This is a genomic window from Nocardia sp. NPDC049149, from assembly GCF_043197455.1.
Taxonomy (GTDB): Bacteria; Actinomycetota; Actinomycetes; order Mycobacteriales; family Mycobacteriaceae; genus Nocardia.
This window is the reverse complement of record NZ_JBICTD010000002.1, coordinates 683,264-702,286: the sequence shown is the minus strand read 5'-3', so window position 1 is coordinate 702,286 and position 19,023 is coordinate 683,264. Positions and strand designations below refer to the sequence as shown.

The window sequence follows — 19,023 nt, the reverse complement described above, 5'->3', positions numbered from 1 at the left end:
ACATGGAGTATTTGGGGTGGAGCATGTCGGAGGGCGGGGCTAGCGTTCCCCTCGCAACCGACGCTCCGGTTCGCGCACCGGGCGCGAGCGATCGGCAGGAGGTGACGAACAATGGGGCAGCAGGCTCGCCAGGCGGTGACGCCACTGGCGATCGCCGTGCTCGCGCTGCTCGAAGAGCGGCCGATGCATCCGTACGAGATGTATCAGCTGCTGATCGCGCGGCGCGAAGACCTCCTGGTCAAAGTGCGGCCCGGCTCGCTGTACCACACGGTGGCGCGCCTGGCCGAACAGGAACTGGTGCGGTCCGAAGGGGTCGACCGAGAAGGCAATCGGCCCGAACGCACCACCTATCGGATCACGGCGGCGGGCCGCGAGGCCTTGCGCGCCAGGATCGCCGAGATCATGCGGTACCCGATGCCGGAGTACCCGATGTTCCCGATTGCACTGGCCGAGGCGCACAACCTGCCCAAGGACGATGTGCTCGGACTGCTCGGGGAGCGGATCGGGCACCTCGAAGCCGAACTCGTCGATGTCGAGACGATGCTCGACTGGGCGGCCGAGCAGCAAGTGCCGCGCCGCTACTACGTCACCCTGCCGTACCTGCGCGCCATGCTCAGCGCGGAGATCGCCTGGGTGCACAGCTTCATGGCCGAATTGGACAGCGGCGCACTGGAATGGGAGGACTTCGACGCGACCACCGGTGTGCGAGCAGGCAACGGACAGCACCCGTCGCCTGCCGAGCAGCGTCCAGGAACCGCGCCTCCGCCCTGACGGCGATGTCGCAACGACGTCGCCCCACAAACTTCTTTGCTCGCCACCGAGCACCGCCGAGATAGGAAATCCGAAGCAATGACCACACAACGCAATCCGTGGCTGGCGCTGGTCGCGCTAGTTGTCGGCTTCTTCATGATCCTGCTGGATATGACGATCGTCGCGGTCGCGAACCCGGCGATCATGCAGGACCTGCGCACCGACATCAACAGCGTGATCTGGGTGACCAGCGCCTACCTGCTCGCCTACGCGGTGCCGCTGCTGGTGACCGGCAGGCTCGGTGATCGGTTCGGGCCCAAGAACATCTACCTGATCGGCCTGTTCATTTTCACCGCCGCCTCACTGTGGTGCGGCCTGTCCGGCACCATCGGCATGCTGATCGCCGCCCGGGCGCTGCAGGGCATCGGCGCGGCGTTGATGACGCCGCAGACCATGGCCGTCATCACCAGGACCTTCCCGCCGGACAAGCGCGGCGCGGCCATGGGTCTGTGGGGTGGTGTCGCAGGCCTGGCCACGCTGGTCGGCCCGATCCTCGGCGGTGTGCTCGTCGACGGGCTCAGCTGGGAATGGATCTTCTACGTCAACGTGCCGATCGGCATCGTCGCCTTCGCGCTCGCGGTCTGGTTGGTGCCTTCGCTGCCGACCAACGAGCACAAGTTCGACATCCCCGGCGTCGTGCTCAGCGGTGCAGGCATGTTCCTGCTGGTGTTCGGCCTGCAAGAGGGCAACACCCGTGATTGGGACTGGGTGATCTGGGCACTCATCGTGGCCGGACTCGCGGTGCTGGTGGCGTTCGTGGTCAACCAGGCCCGCAACACCGGTGAGCCGCTGGTGCCGCTGAGCCTGTTCAAGGATCGCAACTTCGCTCTCTCGGCCGTCGCCATCGCCGCGATGGGCGCGACCGTGGCCTCACTGATGGTGCCGACGTACTTCTATCTACAAGCCGTGCGCGATCTTTCGCCGACCAAGTCGGCGCTGGTCTTCGCGCCGATGGCCATCGTGACCGGCGTGTTCGCGCCGTTCATCGGCAAGTTCGCCGACCGCTGGCACCCGAGGATCGCCCCGACCGTCGGCTTCGCGCTGTTCGCCGTTTCCATCTTCTGGTTCTCGGCACTGATGACTCCGGGCTCCTCGATCGTGTGGTTCCTGGTCTCGGCCGGGCTGGCCGGTTTCGCCAACGCCTGCATCTGGGCCCCGTTGGCCTCCACCGCCACCCACAACCTGCCGGTCCAGCAGGCGGGCGCGGGCGCAGGCGTCTACAACACCACCCGCCAGGTCGGTTCGGTGCTCGGCAGCGCCGCGATCAGTGCCCTGGTCGCCGCCCGGATGAGCGCCAACGGCCTCGGCGGCGGCAAGGTGTCCGAAGGTGGTGCGGGCCAAGGTGCTATCCCCGAGTTCGTCAAAGACGCCTTCAGCACCGCCCTCAGCCAGTCCACCCTCCTCCCCGCGGGTGTCCTCCTCATCGGACTCGTAGCCTCGGCCCTCTTCATCCGCCACGGCCAAGCCCCCAAACCCGGCCCGCAGGACGAACCCGCCAAGGCCGACTCGATAGCCGCCTGAACCCCGACACCACGGTGCCCCGCAAGCGAACCAGCTTGCGGGGCACCAGGTGTCAGCGGGTTTACGAGATACTGGTCAACGAACAAGCTCAGAAAGCAACGTCCAGTCGATCCGTATCCGAATCGGCATGTCGACCACGGTCTCGGTGCTAGTCGGCTCCAGCACCTCATGGAGCCGGTATTGACCCTGTGCATGATCGAGAACATGGATTGCGATGGATGCGACCTGGTTGTCCTCTGTCCAGACAATCCAGTACCAAGGGATACCCGCGAGCGCATATTCGGCGCGTTTCTCAGCGACGTCGATTTTCTCAGACGTTGGCGACACAACCTCGACAGCGAGCTTCACACCCGCGGCGGGTAGGGGGCGAAGATCCTCGGGCGCACGGTCGAAAAGGGCGACATCAGGCCGTCTGATCGTGGCGTTGGGAAATTCCCAGAGCAGGACATCGAAGTCGGTGTCGACGTCCAAGCAGCCGTCTTGGTGGCGGTTCATGTGTGCCTCAGCTGCGGTTTCGATCAGGTCCGCGATCCGGCGTGCCGCCTTTTGGTGCCGACGTGTCGGCGATTCGGCTCGGACAGCTTCCCCGTTCACGACTTCAACGAGGCGGCAGAACGCTTCTGGAAGTTTTTTCCAGATCTCCACTGTGATCGGTTCCGGCTGCAGATTCTCTTCTCTGGCCCAATCGAATACAGCAGACATGCGGCGCTCCTCTGGGCGGGCAATGGATTCAAACCGACCCTATCCCGGTGACCAGCACAGACGTTGTCGGATGTCGGTAGGTCGTCAGGCGACCTGGAAGGTGACGGTGGGGTGGCCGGTGGCGCCGTCGGGGACGACATCGCGGCGTTCGGCGGTTTGGACTTCGCCGGTGGCGTCGGTGCTGCGGGCGCGGATGGTGTGGGGGCCGGGGGTGGCATCCCAGTCGAAGACCCATTGGCGCCAGGTGTCGATGGAGAGTTCGTCGGCGAGGCGGGCGGGTTGCCAGTTGCCGTTGTCGATTTGGACTTCGACGGCGCGGATGCCGCGGTGCTGGGCCCAGGCGACACCGGCGATGGTGGTGCGGCCCTGTTTGATTCGGCCGCGCGGGCGTGGAGTGTCGATGCGGGTGCCGGTCTTGATCGGGCCGAGCGCGGACCAGCCTCGGCGTGTCCAGTAGGCGGTAGCCCGATCGAAGCGGGTGACCTCCAATTCGGTGACCCACTTGGTTGCGGAGACATAACCGTAGAGGCCGGGCACCACCAGCCTGGCCGGATAGCCGTGCGTGACGGGCAGCGGTTCGCCGTTCATACCGACCGCGAGCAGTGCGTCCCTGCCGTCGGTGAGCGCGGCCAGCGGGGTGCCCGCGGTCCAGCCGTCGGTGCTGTGCGACAGCACCATGTCGGCGTCGGGATGCGGGCCTGCCTCGGCGAGCAGCGCATCGAGCCGATAGCCGAGCCAGCGGGCGTTGCCGATCAGGTCGCCGCCGACCGGATTGGATACGCACGCCAACGTCACCAGATGCTCTTCGACCGCACGATGCGCCAAATCCGCCCAGGTGAGCCGGATTTCCCGATCCACCATGCCGTGGATGCGCAGCGACCAGCTGTCCTTGGACACCTGCGGCACGATCAGCGCGGTGTCGATGCGATAGAAATCCGAACTCGACGTCAGGTACGGCGTCAGTCCCGGCACCTGCAGATCGGCCCCCGGCGCGATCGGCGTCTCGGGCGCGACCGGTTGCGGCAATTCCACCGCGGCGCGCTCGCCGGACACGTCCCGCCGCGATACTCCGAGCAGCCGCCCCGCCGTCCCGGTGACGATGGCCAAGCCGCCCGCAATCGCCAACCCCTGCAAGACCCGTCGCCGCTGTGGTGTTGCGGCGGGGTCTGCGGTGACGCCGGATGTCGTCGCTGGCTGCTGCGGTGCTGGTCTGGTGGTCGCCGCTGGATCCGCTGTCCCCTCGGTCAATGCACCCACTCCGTCGGCAGATTTCGTTCCAGCGCTGTCTATTTCACCGGCGGACCGGTCGGCCGCGATACCGCTGAGACCGGTCGACGACTGCGGCGCCGGACTGTCCGCGGACCCTGAGCTTTCGGCATCAGCCTGTTGCGCCTCCTCGATCCGTCGCGTCAACACCCGCAGCGTATAGATCCCCGCGACAACCCCGACGATCGTCGGCAGCGCCCCCGCCACACCGGTGCGCCCCACAGCGACCAGGGTCGCCACCACTCCGAAAACCCCGAGCAGCACCGAACCCGCAGCCCGCGTGGTCCTTTCGATCGCCCCCGCCAGCCCGGCGACCACCAGCGCAACCACCGCCATGCAGACATACAGCACCGTCTTGTCGCTGGTGCCGAACGTGCTGATGGCCCATTCCCGAACACCGTCGGGCGTGTGGTCGACGACGGTCGCGCCGAGGGCGTTGAGGGGAGCGCTGTCGGCGCCGAGGAACGCCGCGAGCAGTTCTGCGACGCCGAGCGTCACGCCTGCCGAGACGATCCCGGCCACCACCCGCAGTGCGGGCGAACGCAATCGCAGTTCGGCCATGAATTCGAGCGTACTGCCTGTTCAGCCCGACAATATGACCATTTGGTGACGTGCGCTCCGCCGCGCTATTCGGCGAATTCGTCGGCGAGGGTGTTCCAGAACAGCAACTCGTAATGCTGGAAGAGCCGCGCGTACCGGTGGGCCGCTTCGAGATCCAGGCGCTCGGCGTCGAGCCCGGCCTGAATGGCGACCAGCGCCTGCTGCCCGATCTCGGGCACGTCCGCGGCGAAGAAGTCGAAGAAGGCACACGCGGCATCGTCGAATCCGTAGTGTTCGCGCATCGCGGCCGCGACGATCCCGCAGTACGTGCCGAATGCCGCGAAATTGGCGTAGATCCCGGCGGCGGTCGCGGCCGATTCGCCGTGCAACGCCAGCCACGCGACGAACGCCGGATACGCCTGGCAGCCCGCCCTCGGCAGGTCAGTGCCTGGGTCCGGCCCGGCGGCCGCGATCAACGCGTCCAGCATCGCGTAGGCCTGCCGTTCACCGGGCGCAAGCGTGCCGAAGAATGTCCGTGCGTCGGGATCGTCTGCGCGCGAGGCCATTTCGTGGAAACTGCGCCAGTCGCTGCGGGTGATCCATCGTTCCTCCGCGGCGAGCGCGGCGAACACCGCCCGCGGCGCCTTACCTGCCGCGATCAGCGGCACCAGCCGGTTGTCGTCGTCGTGTGGCGCGAGTTCCGCCTGAATTTCGTCGAGCAGCTCAGCCGCGTTCATGAGAACCCTCCCTGTCCTCGAAGACCTGAGCTCCATTGAACGCCCCCTGGTCGTTCATGTCCCAGAACACGCGAAAGGCGCTGCCCGCGAGCGAAACTCGCGGACAGCGCCGGTGCGTGAACTCAGGAGTAGATCTTGGCTACGTCGTCGGCGTGCTGCTTCATCGCGACGGCGCGCTTGAGCGACTGCTTCGGGGTGAGCTCGCCGGTCTCCTCGGTCCAATCGACCGGCAGGATGCGGTACTTCTTGATCGCCTCGGCGTGCGAGACCTTCTTGTTGGTCTCGGCGACCGCGGCGTCGATCTCGGCGGTCAGTGCCGGGTTCTCGATCAGCTTCTCGATCGGGGTGTCGGCGGGCACGTTGTGGTTCTTCTGCCAGCCGGGCAGCGCTTCCTGATCGAGAGTGATCAGCGCACCGATGAACGGCTGGCCGTCGCCGACCACCATCACCTGGCTGATCAGCGGGTGTGCCCGCAGCGAATCCTCGAGTACGCCAGGGGAGACGTTCTTGCCGCCCGCGGTGACGATGATTTCCTTCTTGCGGCCGGTGATCGTGACGAACCCGTCCGCGTCGACGGCGCCGAGGTCGCCGGTCTTGAACCAGCCGTCGACGAAGGCGTCCTCGGTGGCTTCGGCGTTGCCCCAGTAGCCGTCGAACACGACCAGCCCGCGCAGCAGCAGCTCGCCGTCTTCGGCGATCTTGACGCTGTGGCCCTCGATCGGCTGGCCGACCGAGCCGACCCGGATGTTGTTCGGGGTGTTCACGGTGATGGCGGCGGTGGTCTCGGTGAGGCCGTAGCCCTCGTAGATCGTGACGCCGACGCCACGGAAGAAGTGGCCGAGGCGGGCGCCGAGCGGGCCGCCGCCGGAGATCGAGGCCTCGCACCGGCCGCCGAGTGCGACCCGCAGCTTGCTGTAGACGAGCTTGTCGAACAGCGCGTGCTTGAGCTTGAGCACCAGGCCGGGGCCGCCGTTGTCGAGCGATTCGCTCCATGCGATCGCGGTGTCGGCGGCCGCGTCGAAGATCTTGCCCTTGCCGCCGTCGTGCGCCTTCTGCTTCGCGCCGTTGAACACCTTCTCGAACACCCGCGGCACCGAGAGGATGAAATGCGGCTTGTAGCTGCCGAATTGGTCGACGAGGGTGGACCAGTCGGAGGTGTGCAAGATGATCGCTTTGGCGTCGAACACGGCCAGCGCGACCGCGCGGGCGAGGATGTGCGCCAGCGGCAGGAACATCAGCGTCTTCTTGCCAGGCTTGAGGAACTCGCTGAACGCGATCCGGTCCGACCGGGATTCGGCGTACAGGTTGGCGTGCGAGAGCATCACGCCCTTGGGCCGCCCGGTGGTGCCCGAGGTGTAGATCAGGGTGGCAGGCGAGTTCGCGTTGACCTGCTTGCGGCGGTCGTGCACGGCCTGGTCGTCCAGGTCGGCGCCGCGGGTGGTCAGTTCGTCGACCGCACCCTTGTCGATCTGCAGGGTTTCCTTCAGATCAGGCAGCTCACCCGCCGCGATCTCGTTGATGACCGTGCGGTGCTTGTCGGCGTCGACGATCAGCAGCTTGGTCGCGGAGTCCTGCAGGATCCACTTGGCCTGCTCGGCCGCGGAGCTGTCGTAGATGGCGACGGTGCAGCCGCCGGCCGCCCAGATCGCGAAGTCGAGCACGGCCCACTCGAAGCGGGTGGGGGCCATGATGGCGACGCGGTCGCCGAGTTCGATGCCGGAGGCGATCAGTCCCTTGGCGACGCCGGTCACGGTCTTGGCGAACTCAGCGGCGGTGACGTCCCGCAAACCGCCGTTGCCGTTCGGCACGTTGAACAGCACCACGTCGGGCGACTCTTCGGCATGCCGGAAGACATTGTCGGAATTGTTCGCGTCTTCCGGGATGGTGTAGGAAGCCGGGACTTCGAACTCGCGCATCACTGCCCTTCCACGTGGGTTTACTCGTCAGTAATCTACGACACCTGTGTCAGGGCCGTGAGGTCGACCACCGGATACGGATCTGTGCGTGACGCCGAGTGCAGATCAGCTCCGTCCTCATCCTAAATCTCGGATGTCGACCGGCTGCAGCGCCTCCCGCAGGAACGCGGCCAGTTCGCTGAGCACCGCCGCGGCCGGGGCGACCAGCGAGGCTTGCAGTTGCGAGACATGCCACAGGCCTACGCTTTCGGTGAACCGGACGTGCACGCCCGCGGCACAGAGCGCGGCGACCAAGTCCCCGCATTGCCCGTGCAGTAGTTCGTCGACGTCGACCTGGACGTAGGTCGGTGGCAGGCCGACCAATACCCCGGTGAGCGGGGCGTAACCAGGATCACTCGAATCGCCGCCGCCGAGATACGCGGCGGCGCAGGCCCGCGACCACGGCCGGTTGATCACCAGGTCGGCGGCGCGTTCGGGGACCTGGTTCGGATCCGACCACGGCGCGATCAGGCCGAGCGCGGCTGGCGTGTGCCCGTGCCGAGCGATCAGCCGCTGTGCGGTGGCCATGGACAGGCCGCCGCCCGCGGAATCGCCGGACAAGGCGATCTGGTCGGGGCGGTAGCCATGGGTGTCGACCAGCTCGAGAAACGCCGCCTCGGCGTCGTCGAGTGCGGCGGGGAACGGGTGCTCCGGCGCTAATCGGTAGTCGAGAACGTAAACGGTCGAACCGGTTTCGCGCGCGAGCCGCGCCGTCAGCGCGCGGTGGGTGGCCGCAGAGCCGACCGCGTAGCCGCCGCCGTGCAGATACAGCACCGCACCGACGGGCTTCGCGGTCGCGGTGATCCGCTCAGCGGGCCTGCCGCCGAGACGGATTCGGTCGATGGTGGTGCCCGATGGCACCAACTGTGCCACCGAGCCGATCTCCATCAGGCGGCGCTGCCACTGCCACGGCAGCCGGGAATTCAGGATGCCCCGGAAGATCGGACGCAGTACCGTCCGTGCGACCGGCAGCGGAAGAGTGATGTCCCGCATGGGTTTTGCTCGAATCAGGGAAGGAACGGGCGGTTCACGACGGCAGCGATGCGCTGGTAGCCGGAGGCGGTGACGCGGACGAACACGTCGAGCAGCTTGGCTTCCCAGCCGATCAGCACCCGTCCGTGTCCCTTTCGTACGCCCTCGGTGATGGTCTGCGCGGCCATCTCCGGCGAGTGCATGGCCAGCTTCGAGTCGAACAGCGCGGCCGCCTTCTTGCCGTCGATGCCTTCGGCGTAGGTCGAGTTGCGCGCGACGGCGGTCTTGATGCCGCCGGGGTGCACACAGGTGACCTTGACCGGGTGCTTGCCGACGAGCATTTCCTGGCGCAGCGCCTCGGTGAATCCGCGGACCGCGAATTTGGCCGAGTTGTACGCGCTTTGGCCGGGCACCGCGATCAGGCCGAACAGGCTGGAGACGTTGACGACGTGGCCTGCACCGGACTCCATCAGGTGCGGCAGGAACGCCTTCGTGCCGTTGACGACGCCCCAGAAGTCGACGTCCATGATGCGTTCGATGTCCTTGAATTCGGACTTGATCACGTCACCGTGGTAGGCGATGCCTGCGTTGTTGTAGATCTGGTGCACCTTGCCGTAATGCGCCTTCACCGCGTCCGCGTAGAGCAGGACGGCTTCGCGCTCGGCGACGTTGATGCGATCGGATTTCACGTCGGCGCCGAGCTTTTCGACGATCCGCACCGTTTCGGCGAGGCCGTCGGTGTCGATGTCGGACAGTGCCAGCTTCGCGCCGCGCTTGGCCAAGTTTTCGGCGAGTGCGCGACCGATACCGGAGCCTGCTCCGGTGATCACACAGACTTTGTCTTTGAAGTAAGCGTCATTGCTCACTGGGGAGCCCCCACTTTCAGCTCGGTTCGGGACGGGTCGGATACAGAAGTCGTCGCATAGGCCGCCACGTCGAATGTTTTGGTCAGCCTACGGAACTCGAAGGTGAAGTCGGGCCACAGTGTCGTGTTGTTGCCGTGCTTGTCCAGATACCAGCTGGCGCAGCCGCCGTTGATCCAGACACTCTTGCTCAGCTTCTGCTGCAGGTCCTTGTTGAAGTCGTCCTGCACATCGCGGCGCACCTCGACGGTGCGCAAGTTCTGCCGGTCGATGGTGGCCAGCGCGTCCGCGATGTAGTTGATCTGCGATTCGATCATGAAGACCATCGAGGTGTGGCCGAGGCCGACGTTCGGGCCGAGCAGGAAGAACATGTTGGGGAAGTTGGCGACCGCCGACCCCTTGTAGCCCTGCTGGCCGATCTCGTCGAACACCTCGCTGAGGGTGCGGCCGTCGCGGCCTGCGATGGTGTTGTAGGTCGGCGAGTCGGTGACGTGGAAGCCGGTCGCCACCACCAGGGCGTCGATCTCGCGTTCGGTGCCGTCCTTGGCGACGATCGAGTTCGCGCGCACCTCGGCGATGCCGTCGGTGATCACGTCCACGTGGTCGCGGCCGAGCGCGGGGTAGTAGTTGTTCGAGATCAGCATCCGCTTGCAGCCGATCCGGAAGTTCGGGGTGACCTTCGCGCGCAGCTCGGGATCGGGCACCTCGTAGCGCAGCTTGGCCCTGGCGATGAGCTCGAAGGCCTGCATCAGCGCCGGGAACTTGGCCAGGCCGACGACCTGGGTCTCCCTGGCCGCGTAAATGGCTGCGCGGGAAAGGCGTTGGACGCCGGGCAGGTATTTGAAGGCCAGCTTTTCCGGTGCGGTGTACGGCCGGTCGAGGCGGGGGAGCAGCCACGGTGCGGTGCGCTGGTAGACGTCGAGACTGGCGACCTTGTCCGCGATCGCGGGGACGATCTGGATGGCGGAGGCGCCGGTGCCGATGATCGCGACGCGCTTACCGGTCAGGTCCGCGTCGTGGTTCCAGCGGGCCGAATGGAAGATCTCGCCCTGGAAGTCGTTGATGCCCTTGATGTCCGGCAGTGCGGGCTCGCACAGTGCGCCGATCGCGGAGACCACGGTGTCGGCGGTGAAGCTGCCCTTGCTCGACTCGATTTCCCAGTGGGCGGCGGTGTCGTTCCAGCGGGCGCTGGTCACGTCGCAGTCGAAGAGGTGCTTGTCGCGCACCTGGTACTTCTCGGCGACGGCCTGGATGTACTGCTGGATCTCGCCTTGGCGGGAGAACGAGCGCGACCAGTTCGGGTTGAGCGCGAAGGAATACGAGTACAGGTGCGACGGGACATCGCAGGCCGCGCCAGGGTAGGTGTTGTCCCGCCAGGTGCCGCCGACATCGCTGCCGCGTTCCAGGACGAGGTAGTCGTCACGACCCTGCTGACTCAGTCGAATGGCCAGGCCCAGGCCGGCGAACCCACTGCCGATGATGATCGTCTTGTGGTGGCGGGTGGGTCGGGCGTCGACAGCTTTGTCTGTAACCTTGCGACTCATATACCCGAGCGTAGATCCTTATTGAGCAGCAGTCAACAGTATTGAATCACGTTCAGTAGGATGTCGGTGTGACCATGAGTCGATCGGGAGAAACCAAGCGTGTCCGGCTCAGCCCGGACGAGCGCCGCTTACAACTGATCACCCTCGGCGCCGAACTGCTGGCCGAGCGAGCGCTGGAGGACATCTCCGTCGAAGAGATCGCCAAGCAGGCAGGCATCTCGCGTGGGCTGCTGTTCCACTACTTCGACTCCAAGCACGACTTCCACGAGGCCATCGCGCGGCACGTCAGCGTCGAGTTCCTGACCGCGATCGCGCCGAACCACAGCCTCGGGCTGTTCGACATGTTGCGCGACTCCGTCGAGCGATACGTCGACTACGTCGAAGAGAACGGCGCCGCCTACCGCGCGATCCTGCGCGGACCATCCAGCGTCTATCCAGGCATGCTCACCTACGTCAACGAATCCCGCAGCGCCATCGCCGAACTCGTCCTCGCCGAGGCGCCCATCGCGGACGACGACCCCGACCGCCCCCGCCTCACCCTCGCCCTGCGCGGCTGGATGGCGTTCGTCGAGGAAACCATCCTCACCTGGATGAGCGAAAAGCCCATCACCCGCACCCAACTCATCGACCTACTAGTCGAATCCCTACCCTCACTCACCCTCAGCCCCGTGCTGATGGCGGCATTGCGTGGGTCGACGCCGGAGGCATTGCCGGGTTAGTCGCCGCTGTACGACTGGCCCGCAACGGTCCGCAAAGCTGTCCGAATCTCCTCGTGCGGCGCAAAGTCTCGCCTCAATTCGTCACTGTCCCTGACCTTCTCGCCAATCTCCGCCAGGAGTACGGCACACTCTGGATCTGCGGTCCAGTAGAACTCTGAATTCCTCCGGCCCAAACTCGCCAATAGGCATGCGCCGCAACGCATACACCGTCCGTGCCAACCCAGCCGCCTCGCAACTCGGCGCCGGGCTGTCGTCGTCAGGAGTTGGTCGGTTGATCATGGGGCACTGGTGGCGGCATCGGCCGAGTAGCCCCCGCCGTCAGTGCCCACTCGGTGTGGAACCCGCCCCCTGATCCCACACGCCGGGATCAGGGGGCGCCTCTGCGGTCGGTAACCGCGGCTGGCTCTGCCCTGACGCCGAGATTCGCACACCCTCTGTGGATCCGCACCGCTTCTGGACGCCCAGAACCAGTGCGAATCCACAGAGCGAGTGCAGATTTGAGTCTTTGACCATGAAACCCGCCGTTGTCAGTTTGCGTGCAGGTCGACATCGGGTGCCCCGTGAACGGCGAACCATTCTGCGAGTTCGGTGCCGTTGAGGAGACGCGGCTCGGTCGAGCCGATGTTGATGGGGCCGAGAATTGTGCCGACGGCACCGGTTACCTCGGTCTCGCTCATCCTGCAGTTCGAGAAATCGGTCCAGCCCAAGCGACATCGGCTGATGTTCGCGCCGCGCAGATCGGTTCCGGTAAAGGTCGCATCGATCAGGTTCGAGTCGCTGAGGTCCGCTCCGCGAAAGTCGGCGTCCTCGAAAACCGCTCCCTGCAACTGCGATTCACGAACGACCGCTTCATTCGCCTTGCAGCCACGGCCCTGCACCTTCCGCAGGTCGGCCCACTGTCACGCGACCGTCCACCGAGCTCGGTCATCGGCCCCAAACCACCTTTCCTTGCCAATCGGGATTGTCAGCTGACGGGCCGCGAGGGCTAGTTCAGTCTGCGGCGCAACTTGGCCAAATGTGCTGCGATCGGAATGTCATCTGGCCCAATAGCATTGAGGTGGGTGCAGTCGGTCCGTTCAATTGTGCGCCTCCGCTATTTATGCGGATTATGTGGAGGTCAAAGCGAGGTATGCGCCTGTCTCGCCTGGCTCGAAAATATTGTCGGCATACAGTTCGGTGTCGGGGACATCTCGTGAGGTGATCTCATTCGTAGGCCACTTCATCCGGACGAGCTTTGCCGAATGCGTTGACACCAGCTCCACCGCGGTTGCCCGAGCCAGGCGTTCAGCGGCGTCTTCCGCGAGTTCGAACGTGGAACCTCGTAGCAGCCACAGTAATTCGTAGACCCCGAGATTGTCTTCTCTCAGGTGGTCTACCGCCTCCTGCATCAACCATTGCGCGGCAGCTGACTCTTCCATTAGTTCTCTCCCAGCGTTGGGTTGCCTTGGAGGGGGATCTTAGTTGTCTTCCCATTCTGCGATACCTCGGCATATGGGCCGTGGGTCAACGGGTCTGGTCGATTTCCTTCTGTGTACCCTGGCATGATTCGGATCTGTCGACCAAAATTGTCCGGATCTCGATAGACGGTGCCATCTCCGCTCTTGCTGGGCGAGCCGACCCACTTGTGGGGGATCCCCGCAGCAACTTCCTCCTGGCTCTTGCCCGCGAGAATCTGTGGGTCGAATTCCTTCGGGTCGCGAACATTGGGTAGTTCGTGGCTGCGATCCTCTTCGGGTTCGCCGTCCTTGCCTGCATTGCCGTTGCTGCCGTTGTCATTATCTATGAGCACCTTCATCGCGATGATTCCGGCGAGGGAGGTGAGGGTGGTGCCGAGGTCGGGGACTTTGTCGAAGGAGGTGATGACTCCTACGGCGCCTGCTGCTGCGGCGGTGAGGCCGACGACTTTGAGAAGGTTGCTTCCTTGGTAGACGGTGCGGATGGTGTTGATCGTGTTGGTGACGATTACGCCGACACCGCCTGCACCTGCCGCTGCGCTGCTGCCGAAGGTGAAGAGGGCGCCCACTATTGCGATGCCGACGGTGATGCCGATTGCCCACTCGGCCTGGGTGATTGAGGATTGGATGTTGTCGCGGACCGAGACCGTGTTGGTGTGGTAGTCGGCGACCGGGCCTGCGAGGTTCTGCGACGCGGCCAGCACCTGGTCGGCTCCGCCGCGGAGGGTTTCGAGCCGGCCGATGAGTGCGGGGAGACCGTTCTTGTCTTGGATGGTGTCGAACAGGCCGATGATGGTGTTGATGCGGGCGGGGGCACCGGTGATGGTGTCGTGTTTGGCGAAGGTGTTCCAGGTCGAGGACGCCTTGGCGAGTTTGTCGACATCACCGTTGGGGAGTTTGCCGAATTGCTCGAGGATCTGCGCGATCAGCAGATCGAAGAGTTCCTGGACGCCACCGTGGCGATCGATCCCGATTCCGTTGTCGCGCACGGAGCTCGGGATCGATACTTTGTATTCGGACATCTCGCGAACGCCGGGATACTGCGGCATCGGATTGCTCTGATTGCTGACGGCCCAGTTGTAGCCGGTCGCGTACAGGATGTAACCGAAGTTGGTGAGCGCGTCGGCCAGGTTCGTGCAGGCCTGCATCGTGTCCCTGGCGGTGGTGTCGTATTTCAGCCCCCATTCCTTGCAGCCGGGAGCGTCTCCCGCCATGCCCGCGCATTCACCTTTGACCGCGTCGTGCACGGGCTTGTCGGCGCGGCGCAGGTCGGCCGCGAGGTCGTGGCATCTCCTGGCGGCGTCGTAATAGACCTCCCAGTCGATGACCAACATGCCTACTCGCCGTTCATCATTCGGTTGTTGAGTTCGATCGCGCGCGTATACCGGCCGTGGGCTTGCTTCGCGGCGTCGCTCATCTCGCGCACGCCTTCGACGAATTCCCTTGCCCCGGTGGCCCATTGACCATGGGCATCCGCATACGCCTGGGCGGCAACGCTTTCCCATCCACTGCCGTGCAGCGTCGCGACCCTGTTGTCGATCTCGTCGAGATGTTCACCGACGAAGCCGGCGAGCGCGGACAACCGGGACACGATCTGGTCGAGGTGCTCGAGGTCGACGGAGAACTGGGAGCTCATGGCAGGTCCAGGCTGGAGGTGTCGAGGGCGTTGGTCGCATCGCGCGTCTCGTAGGTCGCGGCGGTGACACCGAGCTTCTCCGCCATGCCGGTCAACGCGCTCATGATCCGAGCACCGCCGTCGCGCACATCGGTCCAGCCGTTGGCGAACTCGGTGGCCGAGTCGCCGGTCCAGCTGCCGCCGGTCAGCGCGTCGACGTCCTTGGCCGCGCTGTCGAGCGCGGAACGCAAGGCTTCGGCCAACTCGTAGACGTACTTGCCGACCTCGCGCACCTGCTCGGGAACAACCGCAATGTACTGGCCCCCGTCAGTCATGCTGATGAATCTTACGGACCGCCGCCAACGCTGTCGATGAACGCCGAACGCCGGGTCGAGGAACTAGCTGGTCGGTTCGAAGGCTTCGGCGACGATTTCCGCCTGTTCCACCGCGTGCACCTTGCTCGATCCCGAGGACGGGGCCGACATGGCGCGGCGGGAGATGCGGCGGAGCTTGCCGAGGCGCTCGGGCAGCAGCTCGGGGAGGTTGAGGCCGAAGAAGGGCCATGCGCCCTGGTTGGCTGGTTCCTCCTGGACCCACGCGATGTCGGTCGCGTTGGGGTAGCGGTCGAGCGACTCGTTCAGGCGGTAGGTGGGCAGCGGGTAAAGCTGCTCGATCCGCACGATCGCGACGTCCTCGCGCTTCTGCTTCGCCTTCTCGGCGGCCAGCTCGTAGTAGAGCTTGCCGCTGGTCATCAGGATGCGCTTGACCTTGCTGCGGTCGCCGGTGCCCGTTTCGTAGCCGGGCTCGTCGAACACCGAGCGGAACTTGCTCTCGGTGAAGTCCTTCAGATCCGACACCACCGCCTTGTTGCGCAGCATCGACTTCGGGGTGAAGACGATCATCGGGCGGCGGATGCCGTCCAGCGCGTGGCGGCGCAGCAGATGGAAGTAGTTCGCCGGAGTGGACGGCACGGCGACCGTCATCGAGCCCTCGGCGCACAACTGCAGGAACCGCTCGATTCGACCGGAGGTGTGGTCGGGACCCTGACCCTCGTGGCCGTGTGGCAGCAGCAGCACGACGTCGGAGAGCTGGCCCCACTTGGCCTCACCGGAGGAGATGAACTCGTCGATGATGGACTGCGCGCCGTTGACGAAGTCGCCGAACTGCGCCTCCCACAACACGAGTGCGTTCTCATTACCGAGCGAGTAGCCGTATTCGAAGCCGACGGCGGCGTACTCACTCAGCGCCGAATCGTGCACCGCGAACCAACCGGGGTCCGTGCTGCCGATGTTGTGCAGCGGGGTGTACTCCTCGCCCGACTTGCGGTCGATGATCACCGCGTGCCGCTGGGTGAAGGTGCCGCGCCGGGAGTCCTGACCGGTCAGGCGCACCGCGCGGCCCTCGTCGATCAGCGTGCCGAACGCCATCAACTCGGCGAACGCCCAGTCGACCTTGCCCTCGTACGCCATTTCGCGGCGCTTCTCCAGCACCGGCTTGACGCGCGGGTGCACGTTGAAGCCCTCGGGCACGTTGAGGAACGCGTCGCCGATGCGTTGCAGCACAGTCTTGTCCACCGCGGTCTGCACCGTAGTCGGCACCCGCTGGTCGTCCTCGACGGACTCGCTCGGCTCCGGGGTGTACTTCTCCAGCTCGCGGACCTCGTTGAAGACCCGCTCCAGCTGACCCTGGTAGTCGCGCAGTGCGTCCTCGGCCTCTTTCAGCGAGATATCGCCACGGCCGATCAGGCTCTCGGTGTAGGCCTTACGCACCGAACGCTTGGTGTCGATCACGTCGTACATCGCAGGCTGGGTCATCGACGGGTCGTCGCCCTCGTTGTGGCCGCGACGCCGGTAGCAGACCATGTCGATGACGACGTCCTTGCGGAACTTCTGCCGGAAGTCGACCGCGAGGCGAGCCACCCAGTCGCAGGCTTCCGGGTCGTCGCCGTTCACGTGGAAGATCGGCGCACCGATGAACTTCGCGATGTCCGTGGAGTATTCGGTGGAGCGGCTGTTCTCCGGCGCGGTGGTGAAGCCGATCTGGTTGTTCACCACGATGTGGATGGTGCCGCCGACGCGGTAGCCGCGCAGACCTGAGAGGTTCAGCGTCTCGGCGACCACACCCTGACCCGCGAACGCCGCATCACCGTGCAGCATCAGCGGCATCACGGAGTAGCCCTCCGGGCCGTCGCCCTTGTCCAGCAGGTCCTGCTTGGCGCGGACCAGGCCTTCCAGCACCGGGTCGACCGCCTCGAGGTGCGAGGGGTTGGCGGTGAGCGAGACCTCGATCTCGTTGTCGCCGAACATCTGCAGGTAGGTGCCGTGCGCGCCGAGGTGGTACTTGACGTCGCCGGAGCCGTGCGCCCCCGCCGGGTTCATGTTGCCTTCGAACTCGGTGAAGATCTTCGAGTACGGCTTGCCGACGATGTTGGCGAGCACGTTCAGGCGGCCGCGGTGCGGCATGCCGATGATGACCTCGTCGAGCGAGTGCTCGGCGCACTGATCGATGGTCGCGTCCATCATCGGGATGACGGCTTCGGCGCCTTCGAGTGAGAAGCGCTTCTGCCCGACGTATTTGGTCTGCAGGAAGGTCTCGAAGGCCTCCGCCGCGTTGAGCCGGTTCAGGATGTACTTCTGCTGGGCGACGGTCGGCTTGACGTGCTTCTGCTCGACCCGCTCCTGAATCCACTGCAGCTGTTCGGTTTCCAGGATGTGGGTGTACTCCACACCGACGTGCCGACAGTAGGCGTCACGCAGGACCGAGAGGACCTCGCGCAGCTTCATCTGCTCTTGGCCGTGGAAGCCGCCGACGTTGAACGTGCGGTCCAGGTCCCACAGCGTCAGCCCGTGCTGGGTGACGTCGAGGTCGGGGTGGCTGCGGAACTTGTCCTTCACCAGGCGCAGCGGATCGGTGTCCGCCATCAGGTGGCCGCGGTTGCGGTAGGCCGCGATCATCTCGAGCACGCGGGTGCTCTTGTCGACGCCGCGTTCGCGAATGTCCTTGCGCCAGCGCACCGGCTCGTACGGCACGCCGAGTCCGTGGAAGATCTCGTCGTAGAACTCGTCGGAGATCAGCAGCTGGTGGATGGTGCGCAGGAAGTCACCGGACTCCGCACCCTGGATGATGCGGTGGTCGTAGGTGGAGGTCAGCGTCATCAGCTTGCCGACGCCGATATCGGCGATGCGCTCGTCGCTCATGCCCTGGAACTCGGCCGGGTACTCCATCGCGCCTGCGCCGATGATGGCGCCCTGTCCCGGCATGAGGCGGGGCACCGAGTGCACGGTGCCGATGGTGCCGGGGTTGGTGAGCGAGATGGTGACACCGCTGAAGTCGTCGGCGGTGAGCTTGGCGTCGCGGGCACGACGAACGATGTCTTCGTAGGCGGTGTGGAACTGGCCGAAGGTCATCGCCTCGCAGCCCTTGATGGCCGCGACGACCAGCGATCGGCTGCCGTCCTTGCCTGGCAGGTCGATGGCGAGGCCGAGGTTGGTGTGCGCGGGGGTGATCGCGTTCGGCTTCCCGTCGATCTCGGCGAAGTGCCGGTTCATGTTCGGGAAGGCCTTGACGCCCTGCACGATCGCGTAGCCCAGCAGGTGGGTGAACGAGATCTTGCCACCGCGGGTGCGGGCCAGATGGTTGTTGATGACCAGCCGGTTGTCGATCATCAGCTTCGCCGGGATGGCGCGCACGCTGGTCGCGGTCGGGATGGTCAGCGACGCGGCCATGTTCTTGGCGACGGCGGCGGCGGCGCCACGCAGCACCTTCGCCTCGTCGGTCGCGGTGTCGGTCTTCGGGGCGCCGGAGGTCGGGGCCGCGTTGGAGGTCGACGCCGGGGTGGTCTGCGGTGCCCGCGCGGTGACCTTCGCCGGCGCGGCCTGCTTGGTCGGCGCTGGCGCCGGGGCGGGCGCTGCCGCCGCGGGGGCCGAGTTCACCGACGCGGGAGCCGGAGCCGGGGTCGGCGCCTGCGCGGGAGCGGCCGCGGCCGGAGCGGCCTGGCTGTTACCGGAATCACCCGTGGCTTCGGGCGTGTAATCGGCGAGGAACTCGTGCCAACTCTCATCGACCGAAGATGGATCTTGCTTGAACTTCTGATACATCTCATCGACTAGCCACTGGTTCTGTCCGAACTGGGATGTTGAGCTGCTCACAGCAGGTGTTCGCCTCATTTCGTTCTTCGCGCTGCGACGTTTGTGACGTGCCCGGCACTTCCGTAGCGACTGCTTGCAGGTCGCTCGAAATGGTCGGCATCAGCGTGCGCGCCGATGCGCCCTATCTGAGGATAGGCCCAGCAGCAATCCGGCGGAGCCACTGACCACCCGACAACC

General features: G+C 65.5%; 16 protein-coding genes. 3 read left to right on the top strand and 13 right to left on the bottom strand.

What is annotated here, in order from left to right; genetic code table 11:
• Positions 1-111 precede the first annotated feature (111 nt).
• Positions 112-771, top strand: coding sequence for a PadR family transcriptional regulator (locus ACGFNJ_RS08920; protein WP_393445094.1), 660 nt, complete (start codon positions 112-114; stop codon positions 769-771).
• A 78-nt stretch (positions 772-849) separates the two neighbouring features.
• Positions 850-2,331, top strand: a complete 1,482-nt coding sequence (locus ACGFNJ_RS08915; RefSeq protein ID WP_393445092.1) for a DHA2 family efflux MFS transporter permease subunit — start codon at positions 850-852, stop codon at positions 2,329-2,331.
• Between the two features lie 75 nt (positions 2,332-2,406).
• Here the strand turns inward: ACGFNJ_RS08915 and ACGFNJ_RS08910 are convergent, their stop codons facing one another.
• The 7 genes from ACGFNJ_RS08910 to ACGFNJ_RS08880 all read right to left on the bottom strand — a co-directional run bounded on the left by ACGFNJ_RS08910 (position 2,407) and on the right by ACGFNJ_RS08880 (position 10,910).
• Complete coding sequence (locus ACGFNJ_RS08910) at positions 2,407-3,033, bottom strand: Uma2 family endonuclease (protein ID WP_393445090.1); 627 nt, start codon at positions 3,031-3,033, stop codon at positions 2,407-2,409.
• Between the two features lie 84 nt (positions 3,034-3,117).
• Positions 3,118-4,860, bottom strand: a complete 1,743-nt coding sequence (locus tag ACGFNJ_RS08905; protein ID WP_393445087.1) for a molybdopterin-dependent oxidoreductase — start codon at positions 4,858-4,860, stop codon at positions 3,118-3,120.
• Positions 4,861-4,925: 65 nt separating this feature from the next.
• The gene (locus ACGFNJ_RS08900; RefSeq protein WP_393445085.1) at positions 4,926-5,576 is read right to left on the bottom strand and encodes a hypothetical protein; all 651 of its coding nucleotides are present in this window, start codon (positions 5,574-5,576) and stop codon (positions 4,926-4,928) included.
• A 122-nt stretch (positions 5,577-5,698) separates the two neighbouring features.
• Positions 5,699-7,492, bottom strand: coding sequence for an AMP-dependent synthetase/ligase (locus tag ACGFNJ_RS08895; RefSeq protein WP_393445083.1), 1,794 nt, complete (start codon positions 7,490-7,492; stop codon positions 5,699-5,701).
• Between the two features lie 117 nt (positions 7,493-7,609).
• The gene (locus ACGFNJ_RS08890; RefSeq protein ID WP_393445081.1) at positions 7,610-8,524 is read right to left on the bottom strand and encodes an alpha/beta hydrolase; all 915 of its coding nucleotides are present in this window, start codon (positions 8,522-8,524) and stop codon (positions 7,610-7,612) included.
• Positions 8,525-8,538: 14 nt separating this feature from the next.
• Positions 8,539-9,369 (bottom strand): SDR family NAD(P)-dependent oxidoreductase, encoded by an 831-nt coding sequence (locus ACGFNJ_RS08885; protein WP_393445079.1) that lies wholly within the window; start codon positions 9,367-9,369, stop codon positions 8,539-8,541.
• On the bottom strand, positions 9,366-10,910 hold the full coding sequence (locus tag ACGFNJ_RS08880) for a flavin-containing monooxygenase (RefSeq protein WP_393445077.1): 1,545 nt from the start codon (positions 10,908-10,910) through the stop codon (positions 9,366-9,368). The genes ACGFNJ_RS08885 and ACGFNJ_RS08880 overlap by 4 nt, the downstream gene beginning before the upstream one ends.
• Before the next feature lie 74 nt (positions 10,911-10,984).
• Between ACGFNJ_RS08880 and ACGFNJ_RS08875 the strand changes: the two genes are divergently transcribed.
• Complete coding sequence (locus ACGFNJ_RS08875; RefSeq protein ID WP_393445911.1) at positions 10,985-11,629, top strand: TetR/AcrR family transcriptional regulator; 645 nt, start codon at positions 10,985-10,987, stop codon at positions 11,627-11,629.
• A 527-nt stretch (positions 11,630-12,156) separates the two neighbouring features.
• Here the strand turns inward: ACGFNJ_RS08875 and ACGFNJ_RS08870 are convergent.
• From ACGFNJ_RS08870 to ACGFNJ_RS08845, 6 genes are all read right to left on the bottom strand, one after another.
• Complete coding sequence (locus ACGFNJ_RS08870; RefSeq protein ID WP_393445074.1) at positions 12,157-12,507, bottom strand: pentapeptide repeat-containing protein; 351 nt, start codon at positions 12,505-12,507, stop codon at positions 12,157-12,159.
• A gap of 228 nt (positions 12,508-12,735) precedes the next feature.
• Positions 12,736-13,047 (bottom strand): hypothetical protein, encoded by a 312-nt coding sequence (locus ACGFNJ_RS08865; protein ID WP_393445072.1) that lies wholly within the window; start codon positions 13,045-13,047, stop codon positions 12,736-12,738.
• The gene (locus ACGFNJ_RS08860) at positions 13,047-14,417 is read right to left on the bottom strand and encodes a hypothetical protein (RefSeq protein WP_393445070.1); all 1,371 of its coding nucleotides are present in this window, start codon (positions 14,415-14,417) and stop codon (positions 13,047-13,049) included. Before ACGFNJ_RS08860 ends, ACGFNJ_RS08865 begins: the two co-directional genes overlap by 1 nt.
• A gap of 2 nt (positions 14,418-14,419) precedes the next feature.
• Positions 14,420-14,719 (bottom strand): WXG100 family type VII secretion target, encoded by a 300-nt coding sequence (locus ACGFNJ_RS08855; protein ID WP_393445068.1) that lies wholly within the window; start codon positions 14,717-14,719, stop codon positions 14,420-14,422.
• Positions 14,716-15,033 (bottom strand): WXG100 family type VII secretion target, encoded by a 318-nt coding sequence (locus tag ACGFNJ_RS08850; RefSeq protein ID WP_393445066.1) that lies wholly within the window; start codon positions 15,031-15,033, stop codon positions 14,716-14,718. Before ACGFNJ_RS08850 ends, ACGFNJ_RS08855 begins: the two co-directional genes overlap by 4 nt.
• A 63-nt stretch (positions 15,034-15,096) precedes the next feature.
• Positions 15,097-18,864, bottom strand: a complete 3,768-nt coding sequence (locus ACGFNJ_RS08845; RefSeq protein ID WP_393445063.1) for a multifunctional oxoglutarate decarboxylase/oxoglutarate dehydrogenase thiamine pyrophosphate-binding subunit/dihydrolipoyllysine-residue succinyltransferase subunit — start codon at positions 18,862-18,864, stop codon at positions 15,097-15,099.
• Positions 18,865-19,023: the final 159 nt, after the last annotated feature.

What these genes read in the sequence shown, in the direction of transcription:
- ACGFNJ_RS08920 (WP_393445094.1), top strand. Translation starts at nt 112, where the DNA reads ATGGGGCAGCAGGCTCGCCAGGCGGTGACGCCACTGGCGATCGCCGTG.
- ACGFNJ_RS08915 (WP_393445092.1), top strand. Translation starts at nt 850, where the DNA reads ATGACCACACAACGCAATCCGTGGCTGGCGCTGGTCGCGCTAGTTGTC.
- ACGFNJ_RS08910 (WP_393445090.1), bottom strand. Translation starts at nt 3,033, where the DNA reads ATGTCTGCTGTATTCGATTGGGCCAGAGAAGAGAATCTGCAGCCGGAA.
- ACGFNJ_RS08905 (WP_393445087.1), bottom strand. Translation starts at nt 4,860, where the DNA reads ATGGCCGAACTGCGATTGCGTTCGCCCGCACTGCGGGTGGTGGCCGGG.
- ACGFNJ_RS08900 (WP_393445085.1), bottom strand. Translation starts at nt 5,576, where the DNA reads ATGAACGCGGCTGAGCTGCTCGACGAAATTCAGGCGGAACTCGCGCCA.
- ACGFNJ_RS08895 (WP_393445083.1), bottom strand. Translation starts at nt 7,492, where the DNA reads ATGCGCGAGTTCGAAGTCCCGGCTTCCTACACCATCCCGGAAGACGCG.
- ACGFNJ_RS08890 (WP_393445081.1), bottom strand. Translation starts at nt 8,524, where the DNA reads ATGCGGGACATCACTCTTCCGCTGCCGGTCGCACGGACGGTACTGCGT.
- ACGFNJ_RS08880 (WP_393445077.1), bottom strand. Translation starts at nt 10,910, where the DNA reads ATGAGTCGCAAGGTTACAGACAAAGCTGTCGACGCCCGACCCACCCGC.
- ACGFNJ_RS08875 (WP_393445911.1), top strand. Translation starts at nt 10,985, where the DNA reads ATGAGTCGATCGGGAGAAACCAAGCGTGTCCGGCTCAGCCCGGACGAG.
- ACGFNJ_RS08865 (WP_393445072.1), bottom strand. Translation starts at nt 13,047, where the DNA reads ATGGAAGAGTCAGCTGCCGCGCAATGGTTGATGCAGGAGGCGGTAGAC.
- ACGFNJ_RS08860 (WP_393445070.1), bottom strand. Translation starts at nt 14,417, where the DNA reads ATGTTGGTCATCGACTGGGAGGTCTATTACGACGCCGCCAGGAGATGC.
- ACGFNJ_RS08855 (WP_393445068.1), bottom strand. Translation starts at nt 14,719, where the DNA reads ATGAGCTCCCAGTTCTCCGTCGACCTCGAGCACCTCGACCAGATCGTG.
- ACGFNJ_RS08850 (WP_393445066.1), bottom strand. Translation starts at nt 15,033, where the DNA reads ATGACTGACGGGGGCCAGTACATTGCGGTTGTTCCCGAGCAGGTGCGC.
- ACGFNJ_RS08845 (WP_393445063.1), bottom strand. Translation starts at nt 18,864, where the DNA reads ATGAGGCGAACACCTGCTGTGAGCAGCTCAACATCCCAGTTCGGACAG.